The sequence below is a fragment of the Alteromonas alvinellae genome, assembly GCF_902705805.1.
Map to the genome: position 1 here is coordinate 39,588 of NZ_CACSIH010000109.1, position 15,192 is coordinate 54,779.

The window sequence follows — 15,192 nt, forward strand, 5'->3', positions numbered from 1 at the left end:
CTTATTTATCTTTTTTCTTGAACATGCCAAGCATGCGATCAGTAACGAGATAACCACCCACCACGTTGATGCTGGCCAGCGCCACCGCTGCGGTACCAAGAATGGTCGTTAGCAAATTGTTGTCGCTACCCGAGGCTACCAATGCTCCCACTAACGTAATACCCGATATCGCGTTAGAGCCGGACATTAGAGGTGTATGCAAGGTTGCTGGGACTTTTCGAATTAACTCAAAACCCAAAAAAGCAGCCAGTAGCACGATGAAAAGTAGGTAAATGATTTCCATGATTAGGCTCCTTTGTATGCGTTGTTAAGCATGTCGTTGGTGATGTTACCGTCGTGGGTAATAACACAGCCGGCCAGAATGTCGTCTTCTAAATTAAGCCCAAAGGTTTTGGTTTCATCGTCAAAGAACTCATCCACAAGGTTGTAGATGTTATTGGCGTACATGTCGGTGGCGGCTTTAGCCACATACTGGCTCCAGTTACCATTACCAATTACCTTTACACCGTTAACTTCAACGGTTTCGCCAGCAACCGAGCCTTCAACATTACCACCTGATGTTGCAGCCATATCTACAACCACACTACCCGGCTTCATGAGTGCTAATGTATCTTTTGAGATAAGCACTGGTGGTTTGCGACCAAATAACTGCGCTGTCGTAATAACAATGTCAGAGTCGGCAATCGCGTCGCGTTGCGCTTCTTGCTGCTTCGCTTTTTGTTCATCGGTCAGTTCTTTTGCATAACCGTCTTTCGTTTGGCCTGTTTCCCCAATGTCGATCTTAAGGAATTTGCCACCTAGCGATTCTACTTGCTCAGCCACCACAGGGCGGGTGTCATAAGCAAGTACGTTTGCGCCTAAGCGTTTCGCGGTTGCTATAGCTTGAAGACCCGCTACGCCAGCGCCAATAATAAATACCTTTGCTGGTTTTATTGTTCCTGACGGTGTCATCATCATAGGTAATATTGATGGCAACTGATTCGCCGCCTGCATCACCATTACGTAACCAGCAAGGCTCGCTTGCGAGCTCAATGCGTCCATTTTTTGTGCACGAGAAGAACGAGGGATCATCTCTACAGAAATAGCGGTTAGCCCCTTTTCTGCAATAGACTCAACAAGCGATTGCTGAAAGAAAGGGTCGAGATGGCCTACCACAATGGCCCCTTTTTTCATCAACGCTAGCTGTGCATCGGTGGGTTTGTTCACCGCCACCAACATATCTGCTGTTGATAATGCATCATTCACATCATCGATGACAGTTACGCCTACCTCTTTGTATTCTTTATCTGAATACCCTGAGTGTACGCCCGCCCCCGCTTCTAGCAGTAAGGTCGCCCCTTTTTTCACCAGACGCTGTGCACTACTAGGTGTAGCCGCACATCGCTTCTCCACATTATTTAGCGGATCTGGCGCTTTTGATTCATTTAATATTATGATTTTCACACGCTTCTCCTCACATTCCGGCTATCCGAGAATGACACCCTTTAAACATTACTAAGCCATTTTATTCACTTATGCCTAGTATTCTCTAGCGAAATCAAAAACAGAACAGGCAATTTCTGTATTTATTTTGCTTCGAATAGCACCCCTCATTCCGCTTATTTTTCAAGCGAAACTGGGGCAAAGCTACGCTATATGGTCATACATCACTAGTATCATTTGCTTACGAGTCATAACTAATATTTATATAGAAATGGCATACAGGCGATAAATGAAGTGGATAAAGAAGCATTTATTTTGTGAATATATCAATAATTGTTTATTTTTTAAACACACGTAAAGGTGAAATACGCTAATCGATGACGAGGAAATCACGCCTTTTAAACAAGGCGATTCAATTAATTTAAAAAATTGTTAAATAAATTTGGGGGATTTTACAAACCGTGTCGTCTTGATGAATTAACAGCGAAATGCTGTGAGAGAAAGCCAAGTGGGGTGCACACCACAAGGCGCATTAAAATTAACGATTAGGACACACACCATCATGTATAGGAAAACCAAGCTTGCATGCTCAGTGGCAGCAGTTTTAGCGTCGGCTATTTCTGCTAATAGTGCATTTGCCCAAGACGCGCAACCCAATAAAGACGTCGAAGTGATTGAGGTAAGTGGTATCCGCTCATCGGTTGCAAAATCGATGGATGTTAAACGCAGCTCTGCTGGCGTAGTCGACGCCATTAGCGCAGAAGACATCGGTGATTTTCCCGATACCAACTTAGCTGAATCACTACAGCGTATTACCGGCGTATCTATTGACCGTTCAGGCGGTGAAGGCCAGCTAATTACCGTACGTGGTTTTGGACCACAGTTTAACACCGTGTTGGTAAATGGCCGTCAGATGGCGTCTGAAAACGATTCGCGTGCGTTCAGTTTCGACACGATTGCTTCTGAGTTAGTAAGCAGCCTTGACGTGCATAAAACGTCAACGGCCACAATGCAGTCTGGTGGTGTAGGCTCTACCATTAATATTAATACCGCGCGCCCGTTTGCATTAAACGGTTTTAAAATGGCGGGCTCAGTAAAAGGCGTGTACGACGAAAATAGTGAAGAAACTACGCCGCAATTTTCAGGCCTTATTAGCAACACCTTCAACGACGACACCTTCGGTGTATTACTTGCCGTTTCACACCAAGAGCGTGAGACTCGCCTTAACCAGGCTCAAATGGACGGTTGGCTAGAGAACGTTGGCGTGCCAAACCCTGTTACGCAGTCAGGCGACGCTTGGACAGGCAATGTATTTTCACCGCGAAACTACGATCACAAAGTGACCTTTGAAGAGCGTACCCGAACAAACGCTAATCTTGTATTCCAATATGCACCTAACGACAAACTGGTTGTAACTGCTGACGCACTGTATTCAGATTTTGACGTAGAGTCTGAAGCAACGTCGTACGGCCACTGGTTTACCGCACCTAACATTCAGGGTGTAGGTGATGACGGCAGCCTGTTTGATGAAAACGGCAATCGCCGCAGCCCAACGGTTGATGCAAACGGTACTATTGTCGATTTATACCAAGAGGTAGGTTTGGCGACAGATATGCACGCCAAAACGTTCGACCGTTTAACTGATACCTATGCCATAGGCCTTAACTTTGATTACCAGTACTCTGATAATCTGAATTTATCGTTTGATTTAAGTCATTCAGAAGCCGAACGCGAAGCCAATAACGGTGGCGGCGATCAGCTTTCACTTATCGGTTATGCCAACCGCGTACGGTTCCAAGTAGACGACAACATTTTACCTGTTGCCAGCATGTTCGCCTCGCCTAATGCCAATATTTACAGTGGCCAACAAGAACTGGATGGCGCGATTGTTACAGGTCCTGACGGTTTCCCTATATACAACCCTGCACTGACACCTGATGGAGTAAGCAATCACTTAGATGAGGCTAATAGCCGAGCTCACGTAATGCTGCGTCGAGGCTGGGCAGTAGAAGACGAAGTGAGCCAACTGCGCTTTGACGGCGAATATGTAACAGATGGAAGCGGCCTAACTGAAATTCGCTTTGGCGCACAGTACAGCACCGAAACCAAATCACTTACCCGTTGGGACAATGAAGGTGTAGGGATTCACTGTACTTACTGTGGTTACCCCGACTTACCTGAGATCCCAGCGGGCAGCCAATACGTTTTTGACGCGGGCAGCGACTTCCTCTCTGATGTGAGTGGTAGCGGTCGCATGCCCACCTCTTGGCTTGCCCATGATGGCGAAGCCAACTTTGCGTTTTTAGAATCTTACTATCAAAGCGTAAATGGTGATTCGATTAGTTTTGATGCGGTGCGCCGTAACAACAGCTTTGAAGTTGAAGAAGATATTATCTCTACCTATATGGAATTCGACTTTGAAGGCGAAGTTGCAGACATGTTCTTAAGCGCAACCGCAGGTGTGCGTTATGAAATGACGGATGTGACGGTTAACGGAACGCAAGCGCCAATAACGGGCTTAACGATTCTGGATCAAACCGAAATGCTGGCTGGTTTTGGTGATGCGCAAAGTATTGCCACTGAGTCTGATTACGACGTGCTATTACCTAACTTCAGCGTACGTTTAGAAATTACCGACGATTTAATTGCGCGCTTTGCGGCGAGCTCTACCATTACTCGCCCTACGCTCAACAGCATGTCACCGGTAACCGTAGTTACGACCACCCGCCAAGGTGGTGATTTAACGTCTACCAGTGGTAACCCTGCACTAGAGCCATTCAAATCGGATAACTTGGACTTGTCGCTTGAGTACTACTATGACGAAGCAAGTTATGCATCAATTGGTTACTTCAGAAAGCTGGTATCGAACTTTATTGTTAATAGCCAAGAAGACAAAACCTTCGAGCTTGCTGACGGCAGCCTGCTAACAGATCCCTCTACTGGCGCTAACGCTAGCGCGCCAGATGCGGGTGACGACGTAGCGGTGTTTACCAATACACTGCCAAATAACGGTGAAGACGCGACGGTAGACGGCTTCGAGATTGCGCTTCAGCACACTTTTGACAACGGCTTTGGTGTACTTGCCAATGGAACCATTGTTGATAGTGATGCCGAACTCGATCCATTCGATATTAACCAAGTATTTGCGCTAACTGGGTTAAGCGATTCTTACAACCTAGTGGCATTTTATGAAACTGACGACTATCAAATTCGTCTTGCCTATAACTGGCGTGACGCATTTGTTCAGTCGTTAACACAAGGGCAGGGTGACGGCCCAACCATTGTTGAGTCTTATCAACAGCTTGACATTAGCGGTAGCTACAGCGTGACAGACAATGTAGAAATCTTCTTTGAAGGTATTAACCTTACAGAAGAGTTCGTACATAAGCGCGGTCGCTTCTCTAATCACTTGCTGTTGGTTGAAGACAGCGGCAGACGTTGGGCCTTCGGTGTGCGCGGAAACTTTTAGTTTCGCGTAATTGGGGCCGGCGTTTGTTGGCCCCACATTCGTGGCTACCCTTTGGTAGCCACAGTTTTTATTCAGGAACACAGTATGACAACAGCAACTCCCATAACGCACATTGTAGTAGTCGGTGGCGGCAGCGCAGGGTGGCTTACGGCTGGTCGTATTGCAGCGCAACATCAATGCGCTATCCGCAAAGACATTAAAGTAACCTTAGTAGAAAGCCCCAATGTGCCTATTATTGGCGTGGGGGAAGGCACCTGGCCTACCATGCGATCTACGTTGATTGCGTTGGGTATTAGTGAAACCACCTTCATTAAGGAATGTGACGCCACATTCAAGCAAGGGGCAAAGTTCGCTAAATGGACTACAGGTGAAGAGCACGATTTTTACTACCACCCTCTCATGCTGCCCCAAGGGTTTTCGCAAACAAATTTAGGCCCTTATTGGCAGTCTGTTGCACCCGAATTAAACGAATCTTTTTCCCATGCAGTATGTGTTCAGGAAGCTATATGCGAAGCAGGCTGTGCACCTAAAAGCATACGTCACGCAGAGTTTGCAGGCACCGCAAATTATGCTTATCACCTAGATGCAGGGAAATTTACCGCCTTTTTAACCAAACACTGTACTGAAAAACTAGGTGTACACCATGTGTTAGCCGACGTTAACCGCGTCGAAAGCAGCGATAACGGCGATATTAAAGCCCTTCACACCGAGCAAGGGGTAATAGTAGAGGGCGACCTTTTTGTTGACTGTACCGGCTTCAAATCTATGCTGCTCGGCGAACACTATAAGGTGCCGTTTATTCCCTGTGACGATGTACTTTTTATAGACCGAGCATTAGCCGTACACGTGCCTTATGACACCCCGCAAAGTCCTATTGCATCCCACACTATCTCCACCGCACAAGACGCCGGTTGGATTTGGGATATCGGTTTGCAGTCACGCCGAGGTGTAGGCCACGTCTACTCCAGTAGGCACCAAAGTAAAGATGAAGCCTATGCTCGCTTAGACTCATACGTACGCCAAACCAGCACGTTAAACGGCATAGATGGGATAAACGTAAAAGACATTACTATTCAAAGCGGACACAGGCAGCACTTTTGGCAAAATAACTGCGTGGCTGTTGGGCTAGCGGCGGGCTTTCTAGAGCCTTTAGAAGCCTCAGCGCTTGTACTGGTTGAGCTGTCTGCCTCAATGATTGCCGAACAGTTACCCGCAAACCGAGCCGTGATGGATATTGTGGCGAAGCGCTTCAATGACACCTTTTCCTACCGTTGGCAGCGAATTATCGACTTCTTAAAGCTGCATTACATGCTAAGTAAGCGAGAAGACAGCGCATTTTGGCGGGACAATCGCGATAGTCATACTATTCCCGATTCATTAAAAGAATTACTCGCACTGTGGCAATACCACCCGCCTAGTGACAAAGACTTTACCAGCAACAACGAGGTATTTCCCGCGGCAAGCTATCAATATGTGCTGTACGGAATGGGGTTTACCTCAGATTTAGCTACACATCAGCAATGGGTGAACGCCGACTTTGCCAAGCAGCAATTGATGCAGAACAGGAAAGCTCGCGCCATGGCGGTGGAGAAACTGCCTAAACATCGCGAACTTATTAATAAAATTCACCAATTCGGCCTGCAGGCCGTTTAACAGCAAATCAATAAGCAGGACCTACGTATGACTCATATGGTTGCCATTAATAATAAACAGCATGCAGATTTGAAAGTAACCGACGATGCATTGTCACTAAGCGCCAATCAGCACCTTGTTCCTGTGGTGGTCTCTGAGCTAAATAAGCTAGTGGTTCATTATCCCGTGGTGATTACCAAGTTTGACGACTCAGGACAATTTGGCTTATCTGCCTTGTTAGGTTTTGAAGAAAAAGAAAACCTATTTTGGCAGCAAGGTGAATGGGATGCGGTTTATATTCCCGCACAGTTTGAACGCTTGCCTTTTTATGTAGGAACGGAAGCGCAAAGCGCTGACAGCAGTAACCGGGTGCTGTGCATTGATATGGATAATGCCTCAGTAAGCGAAGAAAAAGGAACGCCGCTCTTTGATAACACAGGAGAGCCTAGCAGCTACCTGTTAGAGAAGCAGCAGATCCTTGCTCAGCTTCTTGACGGTGAAACGCAAAATCAGCGTTTTATTGCCGCCCTACAACAGTACAACCTTATTACACCATTCACTCTAGATATTACCTTTGAAAACGAAAGCAAAACGTCTATAACAGGGTTATATACCATTGACGAAGATAAGCTAGCGGCGCTTAGCGCTGACGCAATTGCTGATTTGCATGCACAACACATGCTGCAAAGCATTTACACGCTCATAGCGTCAAACGCACAAATCTATGCCCTTATCGACAAAAAGAACAAGGCGAATAAAAACGCAGACGCATGGTTTCAAACTACGAATTAATTAAGGTTGGTGAGCAATCCACACCGATTATCATAATCGATAATTTCATACCAAACCCGCTGAGTTTGGTAGAAACAATTGCGCAACACCACCCGTTTACGAAACGAGATGGCGACTTTTATCCGGGGGTGAGGAGTCACCCGCCCCAGGAGTATGTGGAACACCTACATACCTCGCTTTCCCAACTTTTTAGCCAACTTGCTACGCATAATGGGCTACAAAATTTTGGCGTGGAAAAACCGCTTCATCTACCCCTAGTGCAACTTTCCATAGCCAATCAAGCGCCGAAAAGCTTATCGCCCATTCAATGTATTCCGCACATCGATACGCAAAAGGATAATGAATGGGCATTGGTGCACTATCTGTTTAGCGCTCCTTTGGGTGGTACTGCTTTCTATCGACATATTGAAACGGGGTTAGAACGGGTTAACGCAGCGCAGTACGAAGGCTATTTTAAAACCTTAAAACGTCAGGCCACCAGCGTAGGGTTACCACCTAAAGCGTACATAAACGGTGATACCGCCATGTACACCCAAATCGCCCGCATTGAGCCTATGTTTAATCGTGCCGTGTTGTATCCAGCCAACTTGCTGCACAGCGGCTGTTTACCTAACGATATTTCAGATTCTGTTGATGTGAAAGAAGGCAGGCTAACCGCAAACGCCAGTATCGTTTTTTGACCCACTTTTAACTGGGCATGACGTAACATCTATAGAGTAGTCTGCGCGTGTAGCATCACAATTAGTGTGCCTTGTGCAACGTATTCATGAAGGTTTATTCATACAAAAAGGTGATCGAAACTTTATTTTCAAACGTTTCCTCGCTAAATCACCGTATAGGATATTTATGATGTTTGGACTTTTCAAAAGCAACCCAACCAAAAAGATGCGAAAGCAGTATGACGCCCTCCTTGAGAAAGCCATGCATGCGCAAAGAAACGGCGATATAAAAACGTACTCCTTGCTCACAGCACAATCTGAACAGCTATGGAAAGAAATAGAGGCATTGGAACAAGGTACGCCAAAATCATAGAGCGCTATGAACCAGGATAAATAAGGCGGTTAGTAGGTGATATTAACGCCCACTGCATAGCGAGCTCCTGCATCTTGCACGAGCAAGAGATGATTGCTAAATCGGCCGCGCTTATGCACGGTTTCGTTGGTAATGTTGATACCTTCAAAAAATACAGAAACCCTAGGGCTGAACTGATATGAAAGGCTCATATCCCACTGCTGGTAAGGGCTAACAAAGGTAGGCTCGGTGCTTTGGGTTTGGTTTAGTGACTGCAAAAAGCCTTCTCGCTGGTTCCAAGCCACCCGCCATTGCAGCGCATTTTTTTCATAAAACAGCACCATGTTTTTGGCACCCGACAACCCCGTAAGCGCAAAGGTTGAGCGAATATTGGCAGTGTCTAATTCAGCGTTACTGTCTACAAAGCTCGCATTGGCCTGAATTCCCCACCCTGAGTCGCCAAACAAATGCTGCACTGCTATCTCGACCCCTTCGACCGTTGCTGACTCGCCATTGCTTGGAGATATTACGGAAAACTGCGCTAACGCATCGGCATCGTCAGCCGCGTTTGGATTTGTGCCGGTACTAGGGTCGGTTACGTTATTAAAGGTTTGCGTACTGCTTTCATTAACAATGAAATTGTCTACCGTTTTTCTAAAATAACCTGCCGATATATAGCTATTTTCCTGGTAGTAATGCTCCACAGCCACATCAATATTTTTTGCCTCAAAGGGCAATAGCTGTGCGTTTCCGATACGCGCCCGCAAATCGCCACCTTGTCGCGTGGTGGTATAGGTTACACCCGGCGCCATCTGCTCTAAGGTTGGACGGGTAATACTATGATTGTAAGCCGCGCGAAATACCCAGCTATCTAACCAGCTGGCTTTAAAACTTACGCTAGGTAAAACATTGGTGTAGTTTGACGATTCATCAATACTTACCGAGGCGCCGAATTCTTGCCCCAGTTCGGTTTGGTCTAAAATAACTAACGCCGACAACTGTTCGTCGACACCACTTACTTTTACGTCAGTATACTCAGCCCGTAGCCCTGCATGCACATCAATAAACCAAGGCGCAAAATCCTTTTCAATAGCGGCTTGAACATATCCCGCATACACGGTTTCCTTAACCGCGAAAGAACTCCCCCGGGTTTCAGCGGCTAAACTGACATCACCAGCGTTCTCCAAGTAACGAAATAATGTATCGCCGTCGTGACGCAGCCACTGATGAGGTATGTTCTCATGCCCACTAATTGACCCAAGAAAATCGTCGCCTGCGTCAAATATGGTTTGAAAGCTATCGGGAATATCTGGTGCATCAAAATAGCCACAAAAACTACAGTGTCTTGCGTCGGCTTCGTTGTCTCTTCTTTCGTTGGCTTTTTCTCGCTGAGTTAATGCTCCGCCAACGTCAATTTTGCTAAACCAGTTATCGTCGCCAAGCACGCTTACATTGATTTTTGCTTGCCCTATATCGTCGTCAACACTCCATCCTCTGCGCAGCATCACATGAGAACGGCCGTTAGCTGGGTCTAAGTAATGGGATACCCCCACTGGCTCACCCAAAGCGTTAACTTGACGAGGGTTGGCTTGTTCAAAGCCCGATATAGCCGGCAATATATTTGACTGAGTATGGTCGAATGAAGAACGATTTAAGTAGCCGATAAGAGAGAGTGAATTGCCCTCTCCGTTGTTGTCATCGACATTAGCCATTGAATAAGACAGATCAGCATCAACAATTACGCTATCGCTCGCGATATAGTTTGCTGCAAAACCGAAGCTTTTCAAGGTCGATGAACGGTTAAATGTGCGCGCGTGAAAGTCGGTGGCGTGCCCACTGTTTTGTGAAAAAGCCACCGCCGTGCCGTTTTTATCAACCGTAACATCTTCAAGATTACTCGATGTAAACCAATGCCCCATTGAGGTTGCCGAGGTCTCCACATCGAATGTCGACCCCAGATAGTCGGCAGTAAGCTCTAGCTTGTTGTTAGGTCTATACTGTAAAACGAGTGCAGACCCCGTACGGGTCCTATCGTCAAAACGCACTCTTTGATCGTAATTTCTGGGAACGTATAGCGTAGGAACGTCTTCAGAAAGCTCACTTTCAGGTACGTTAGTATTCACCAACCATCCATCGATTTGCGCTTCTTCTAACCGCGCTTGGCGCTTGTGCTGAGTAAAAGAGGCTAGAATACCAAACGAGTTATTTAAGTAGGTGTTGCTGAACATGGCAGACGTTGAAGGCGCGTATTGTTGTGAGTTGGTATCGTACTGCATTTTGACGCTGCCAGCCGCCCGCATTCCCTTGAAGGATAAAGGTTTAGCAGTTTGAACATCGATCGTAGCGCCAATGCCACCCGACTGCATGGTCGCCTGGCTTTGTTTGTGCACAGTTACACTGCTGACAATCTCAGAAGCCAGTGTATCAAAACTGAATTCGCGCCCGAGCTTATCGGTTGCCATAGGCCTGCCGTTTAATAAAACCCGATTAAATTCCGGCCCAAAGCCCCTCACCGTAACAAGTTGCCCTTCCCCTTCTGCGCGGTCGATAGATACGCCAGACACACGCTGCAGCGCTTCTGCGAGGTTCTGATCGGGGAACTTCCCCATATCCACCGACTGGATAGTATCAATGATGACATTCGCGTTGCGTTTAATCCCCACCGATTGAGCAACACGCGCTCGCAAGCCCCTTACTTCAATGTATTCAATGTCGTAACTACCTTGCTCATCCGGTACGGTCACCAAGCTATCGTCTTGTGCGGTAATGGCGTTAAACAGGCGACCTAGCAAGTGATTGTTTTCATCGCCATCGCTAGCAGGCACTATTTTTATGCGTGTGTTATCAACAATGTGAGCACTCAGACCCGTACCAGCTAAAAGCTTTTTAATTGCCTCCTGCGGCGTATAGTTACCACTTACTTCGTTGGCAAAGACGTGTCTGACTTTATTGAAGGGAAAGACTACGGTTAACTCGGCCTGATTTGCAAACGCGATGATCGCCTCATCTGCGCTTTGTGCGGGAATAGCGAAATTTATCGCTGGAAGCGGTGACTTATTTTGAGCAATTACTTTGGCTTGTTGGTGAGGAAGCACCGATTGAGCAATAGCGGTGTGACTTGCGCCGAACGACACCATACACAGCGCAACCGTTAAAGCTTTAGGCTTAAAAGGCAGCTTGGGTTGTGTGTCGAATGGGTTATTTGCCACAGGCATAATTGTATTTACGCTATTGTTATTATTAATTTATGAAGGGGCAATGCCTACGCGTCACCCTCCTCTTTATTGTTGGTGTTGTTTTAAACTAGCGCCGCATTATATACAACCCATTAACAAATTTAATTTTTGAGCGATAATGTTGAAAATACTGGGGGAAAATAGCGTGGCTGTCGTCTTAGTAATTAACAACGATAAAAAATAACAATATGCCCATAGAAACAGCCATACATAATGCCTATATGTCGGCGCGCGGCTCGATGGCCAAAATGCTATCGCGCCTTGTGCCGCCTAAAGAAGTCGACGACATACTACAAGATACGTACGTCCGCTTGTGTCAGGCTAAATCTACTGAGCATATTAAAGAGCCTAAGTCGTTTTTGTTTAAGACCGCAAAAAACTTGGCCTACGATCATTTAAAGCGTGCTGATACGCGCATGGTAGACGACAGCGTAGAGGTTGCGGCAGCGCTGGAAAGTGCAATTAGCGGTGTTGAAGATGAAACATTTCACAACAACGCTACCCAGCAAGAGTTTAAGTTGTTTTGTGATGCAGTGCGCGCCCTACCCAAACAATGCAGGCGCGCATTTGTGTTGAAGAAAGTGTATGGCTACTCTCTTAAAGAGATTGCCCAGGAATTAGAGATAAGCGAAAAAACCGTGGAAAAGCATATTGCTGAAGGGATAAAAAGATGCACCTTATTTATGCGACGACAAACAACGTCGTATACACGGCCGAACGCTTATCAAAATGGTGGGCAACACAGCTCGGCGGATGTAAAGAGAGACGCCCATGAATAGTTCTAAAAACGAAACTAAAACCGACAAATCAGACACCCAAAGCAACGTTGTTCAATTTAATAGCGATGATCGTGTGCTTGATGTTGCTAGCGAATGGCTTGTGAAGCTAGACGAGGGGCTTGATGACGAGGAAAGGCAAGCGCTAAAAAAATGGCTTGCAACGCCATTGCATCGAGACACTTTCCTAGAGATGGTAGCGTTATGGGACAAAATGTCTGTGCTTAGCGAATTGGCTGATATCGTACCTCATACACCTGAGCCTAACGCTAAACACAAAACAAACAGTACTGTGGCTTGGAAGCGCCCGCTGGCCATTGCAGCTTCGCTCCTAATGGTTGGATTGTTAAGTTATCAGGGTCTAAATTTATTCTCGTCTTCTAATCAAACTGAACCTGCTTTACAGGTAGCAAACTACTCGCTACAAGCCACGACCAAAGCGGGCGAGCACAAAAGTATTAGCTTAGAAGACGGCAGTACACTATGGCTTAATACCAACTCTCAAGTGAACATTGCCTTTACTGAAACCTCACGGGTTATTCAGCTTGTCAAAGGTGAGCTTCATATCGAAGTGGCAAAAGACAAATCCCGCCCGCTCAATGTACTTGCAGCAGGTAAAGCTATACAGGCGGTTGGTACTGCATTTAATGTGCAATATCATCGCGGCGACCTTGAACTGGTAGTTACCGAAGGCGTGGTAGAAGTCGCCAGCTATACACTTAACAAAGCGAATGGCGAAAGCATTATTGATCCAATTATTAAACCGCAGGCGCAGCCACTGACGTTAGTTCAAGGTGAAAAGTCGCTTTTATCTTTACCCAACAGCACTATCGAGACAGTGTCAGATGAAGATATCGCGAATGATTTAAGCTGGCGGGAAGGCAAGATTGTATTTCGCGGCGAGCCATTAATTGACGTGATTGAAGAAGTAAGCCGATATACGGATAAAACGGTTGTTTTAGGTGATGCAGCGCTTGCCAATATGCAAGTAGCAGGGCTATTCAATACCAACGACGTAGATGCGCTTATTGCCGCCCTTGCCGACAATTTACAGATATCTACAGACTACTCTAGCGACACTATTGTCCTTCGCCCCCGTTAACGGTGTGCTTGGCTCATAGGTTCTTACTTAGCTTTATTAGCTACAACCTTCATTGAAACCGCGTTCCAAAGCTTAGCTCGCGCTTTTAGCCACTACCCCTTACAATGGCGCCTTATACCAGCCCGCACGCATTGGTATTATAGATAAATGCATCAAACAATAAGGCGTCTTTGATATGCAAATAGGCAGCACTGTAACGGCAATTAAGCAGCTCACTTTTAGGCTACTACTTATGGCCACCTGCGCGGTGCTATCTAATACAGCTTTCGCCATTGAAGCTGGCCAATATTACTATTTCATCTCTGACAAGTGCGTCACTAAAGGCCCTCAAACGCCTGAAGAACGAGGCGCCGTAACCCCAGATGTTATGCTATTTGAAGTGGTACCTGCGGGGATCAGCGACTACTACGTAAACATGAATACGAGCGCACTGATTCACTATACAGAGGAAGGGCAAGCGCACCTTTCTTCAATGGAAGCAGAGCAGGCCTATACTGCTGGTAAAGCACCGTCGAAAGACAGCCTTAGAAAAGATGGCAATGCCATCCAGCACGACTTCATGCTGCAGCGCGAAGCAATAGATTTAAAAACCTTGATAAACACGTTAAATGGTTTTTCCCAGCTGCAGTCTGATAAAGGCTACTTTTTTAAGAAAATCGTAGGCCTTTCTAACCCCGATGCTAAATTTAAAGCCATTACCCGGGTTCGCTTAAGCGATATGGGTTACGACAATCGCATGATGCTAACAAGCTACTCCAGCGACTACTTTATGCTGGATGAACAAGGTAAGGCCTCTGACACAGCATTTATTACGGTAGATCACGGCGCAGCGCTACGCAATTCACTGCACGACACCAACAGCCCGTACGCCATATTTACCGAAAATTCAGTATGCGGTGAAAAGTGGGAGCCGGGCAATTAACAAGGTAATTAGCTAGGACATACTTTAAACGCTTGTTGAATGGATCGGGCTTGCTTCGGCTTTGGTTTAAAAGGCTTTGGTTTTAATTACTACGATAAAGCGTTTTAATAAGGTGGTAGCCGAAACGGGTCTTCACCGGCCCGTGTACTTTGAGCACGTCTTTTTTAAATACCACATCGTCGAAGGCTTTTACCATTTGGCCTCGACGAAATTCACCAAGATCGCCGCCACGCTTGCCCGACGGACATTTAGAATGACGCTTTGCTAACGTCGCAAAATCCTTACCCTTTTTAAGCTGCTCTAAAATAGAAAGCGCTTCTTTCTCTGTTTTAACCAAAATGTGAAGTGCAGATGCCGTTGCCATGGAAAGGACCTAATTTGTATCGGAGGTTTAAGAATAATATCGTGCACGCTGAGTATACCCTAGTGAACAACCCGCCTGCCATTAGTCAATGTGATGTGTTGGGCTAAAAAAGCGATGTAAAGGCTACTCTGCTGTTTAAAAACTGCGTATCGTTAACCTTTATCAATCATTGACGAGCCTTCCCTTTTGTTACCAGAATTTGACTTGGCCCAGGCAATAGGAATGCTGAGTTTTGCGCTTGGCATTTTGTGCTTTTATCAGCGTGATGATCAGCACCTGCGAATAATGATGGTGGTGATGAATTTAAATCACGCCCTGCATTTTGCGCTACTTGGTGCCGTAACCGCATGCTTAAGTGCCTTGCTTTCAGTGGTAAGAACAGGCATTTCAATTAAAACCCGCTCCCGCAGTGTCGCCTATCTATTTATATTAATATCGCTAGGGTCTGTTGATCTTTGCTGTACAT

The 15,192-nt window shown here is 46.2% G+C and carries 13 protein-coding genes; 9 read left to right on the forward strand and 4 right to left on the reverse strand.

The features are described from left to right. Position 1 precedes the first annotated feature (1 nt). Together ACX5KA_RS07020 and ACX5KA_RS07025 are read right to left on the reverse strand one after the other, a co-directional pair. Positions 2–283 carry an NAD(P) transhydrogenase subunit alpha part 2 gene (locus tag ACX5KA_RS07020; protein ID WP_014951245.1) on the reverse strand — a complete coding sequence of 94 codons (282 nt, stop codon included), beginning with the start codon at positions 281–283 and terminating at the stop codon, positions 2–4. Positions 284–285: 2 nt separating this feature from the next. Continuing rightward, positions 286–1,443: an NAD(P) transhydrogenase subunit alpha gene (locus ACX5KA_RS07025; RefSeq protein ID WP_039221594.1), complete on the reverse strand. Its 1,158-nt coding sequence runs from the start codon at positions 1,441–1,443 to the stop codon at positions 286–288. A 541-nt stretch (positions 1,444–1,984) separates the two neighbouring features. Here ACX5KA_RS07025 and ACX5KA_RS07030 point away from each other — a divergent pair. From ACX5KA_RS07030 to ACX5KA_RS07050, 5 genes are all read left to right on the forward strand, one after another. Next, complete coding sequence (locus ACX5KA_RS07030; protein ID WP_039221588.1) at positions 1,985–4,891, forward strand: TonB-dependent receptor; 2,907 nt, start codon at positions 1,985–1,987, stop codon at positions 4,889–4,891. An 84-nt stretch (positions 4,892–4,975) separates the two neighbouring features. Further along, positions 4,976–6,544, forward strand: coding sequence for a tryptophan halogenase family protein (locus tag ACX5KA_RS07035; protein WP_458730753.1), 1,569 nt, complete (start codon positions 4,976–4,978; stop codon positions 6,542–6,544). 27 nt (positions 6,545–6,571) lie between these two features. Beyond that, positions 6,572–7,315, forward strand: a complete 744-nt coding sequence (locus tag ACX5KA_RS07040; RefSeq protein WP_318483425.1) for a SapC family protein — start codon at positions 6,572–6,574, stop codon at positions 7,313–7,315. Then, positions 7,294–7,995: a DUF6445 family protein gene (locus ACX5KA_RS07045; RefSeq protein WP_039221582.1), complete on the forward strand. Its 702-nt coding sequence runs from the start codon at positions 7,294–7,296 to the stop codon at positions 7,993–7,995. The genes ACX5KA_RS07040 and ACX5KA_RS07045 overlap by 22 nt, the downstream gene beginning before the upstream one ends. A gap of 169 nt (positions 7,996–8,164) precedes the next feature. After that, positions 8,165–8,347 (forward strand): DUF6435 family protein, encoded by a 183-nt coding sequence (locus ACX5KA_RS07050; RefSeq protein ID WP_039221919.1) that lies wholly within the window; start codon positions 8,165–8,167, stop codon positions 8,345–8,347. A 29-nt stretch (positions 8,348–8,376) separates the two neighbouring features. Here ACX5KA_RS07050 and ACX5KA_RS07055 read toward each other — a convergent pair whose 3' ends face one another. Continuing rightward, complete coding sequence (locus ACX5KA_RS07055) at positions 8,377–11,541, reverse strand: TonB-dependent receptor (protein ID WP_458730754.1); 3,165 nt, start codon at positions 11,539–11,541, stop codon at positions 8,377–8,379. A 209-nt stretch (positions 11,542–11,750) separates the two neighbouring features. Between ACX5KA_RS07055 and ACX5KA_RS07060 the strand changes: the two genes are divergently transcribed. From ACX5KA_RS07060 to ACX5KA_RS07070, 3 genes are all read left to right on the forward strand, one after another. Then, positions 11,751–12,341, forward strand: coding sequence for a sigma-70 family RNA polymerase sigma factor (locus ACX5KA_RS07060; RefSeq protein ID WP_014999965.1), 591 nt, complete (start codon positions 11,751–11,753; stop codon positions 12,339–12,341). Then, positions 12,334–13,440 carry a FecR family protein gene (locus ACX5KA_RS07065; RefSeq protein ID WP_458730755.1) on the forward strand — a complete coding sequence of 369 codons (1,107 nt, stop codon included), beginning with the start codon at positions 12,334–12,336 and terminating at the stop codon, positions 13,438–13,440. Before ACX5KA_RS07060 ends, ACX5KA_RS07065 begins: the two co-directional genes overlap by 8 nt. Before the next feature lie 175 nt (positions 13,441–13,615). Next, complete coding sequence (locus ACX5KA_RS07070) at positions 13,616–14,362, forward strand: hypothetical protein (RefSeq protein ID WP_458730756.1); 747 nt, start codon at positions 13,616–13,618, stop codon at positions 14,360–14,362. An 82-nt stretch (positions 14,363–14,444) separates the two neighbouring features. Here ACX5KA_RS07070 and ppiC read toward each other — a convergent pair whose 3' ends face one another. Next, the gene (gene ppiC / locus ACX5KA_RS07075; protein ID WP_012520075.1) at positions 14,445–14,726 is read right to left on the reverse strand and encodes a peptidylprolyl isomerase PpiC; all 282 of its coding nucleotides are present in this window, start codon (positions 14,724–14,726) and stop codon (positions 14,445–14,447) included. A 222-nt stretch (positions 14,727–14,948) separates the two neighbouring features. On the opposite strand from ppiC, the gene ACX5KA_RS07080 reads away from it, so the two are divergent. Beyond that, the coding region (locus ACX5KA_RS07080) for a YgjV family protein (RefSeq protein WP_458730757.1) at positions 14,949–15,192 on the forward strand (244 nt) is incomplete at its 3' end.

Excerpts from the sequence above, each read along its gene's own strand:
- ACX5KA_RS07020 (WP_014951245.1), bottom strand. The coding sequence starts at position 283 with ATGGAAATCATTTACCTACTTTTCATCGTGCTACTGGCTGCTTTTTTG.
- ACX5KA_RS07030 (WP_039221588.1), top strand. The coding sequence starts at position 1,985 with ATGTATAGGAAAACCAAGCTTGCATGCTCAGTGGCAGCAGTTTTAGCG.
- ACX5KA_RS07035 (WP_458730753.1), top strand. The coding sequence starts at position 4,976 with ATGACAACAGCAACTCCCATAACGCACATTGTAGTAGTCGGTGGCGGC.
- ACX5KA_RS07040 (WP_318483425.1), top strand. The coding sequence starts at position 6,572 with ATGACTCATATGGTTGCCATTAATAATAAACAGCATGCAGATTTGAAA.
- ACX5KA_RS07045 (WP_039221582.1), top strand. The coding sequence starts at position 7,294 with ATGGTTTCAAACTACGAATTAATTAAGGTTGGTGAGCAATCCACACCG.
- ACX5KA_RS07050 (WP_039221919.1), top strand. The coding sequence starts at position 8,165 with ATGTTTGGACTTTTCAAAAGCAACCCAACCAAAAAGATGCGAAAGCAG.
- ACX5KA_RS07055 (WP_458730754.1), bottom strand. The coding sequence starts at position 11,541 with ATGCCTGTGGCAAATAACCCATTCGACACACAACCCAAGCTGCCTTTT.
- ACX5KA_RS07060 (WP_014999965.1), top strand. The coding sequence starts at position 11,751 with ATGCCCATAGAAACAGCCATACATAATGCCTATATGTCGGCGCGCGGC.
- ACX5KA_RS07065 (WP_458730755.1), top strand. The coding sequence starts at position 12,334 with ATGAATAGTTCTAAAAACGAAACTAAAACCGACAAATCAGACACCCAA.
- ACX5KA_RS07070 (WP_458730756.1), top strand. The coding sequence starts at position 13,616 with ATGCAAATAGGCAGCACTGTAACGGCAATTAAGCAGCTCACTTTTAGG.
- ppiC (WP_012520075.1), bottom strand. The coding sequence starts at position 14,726 with ATGGCAACGGCATCTGCACTTCACATTTTGGTTAAAACAGAGAAAGAA.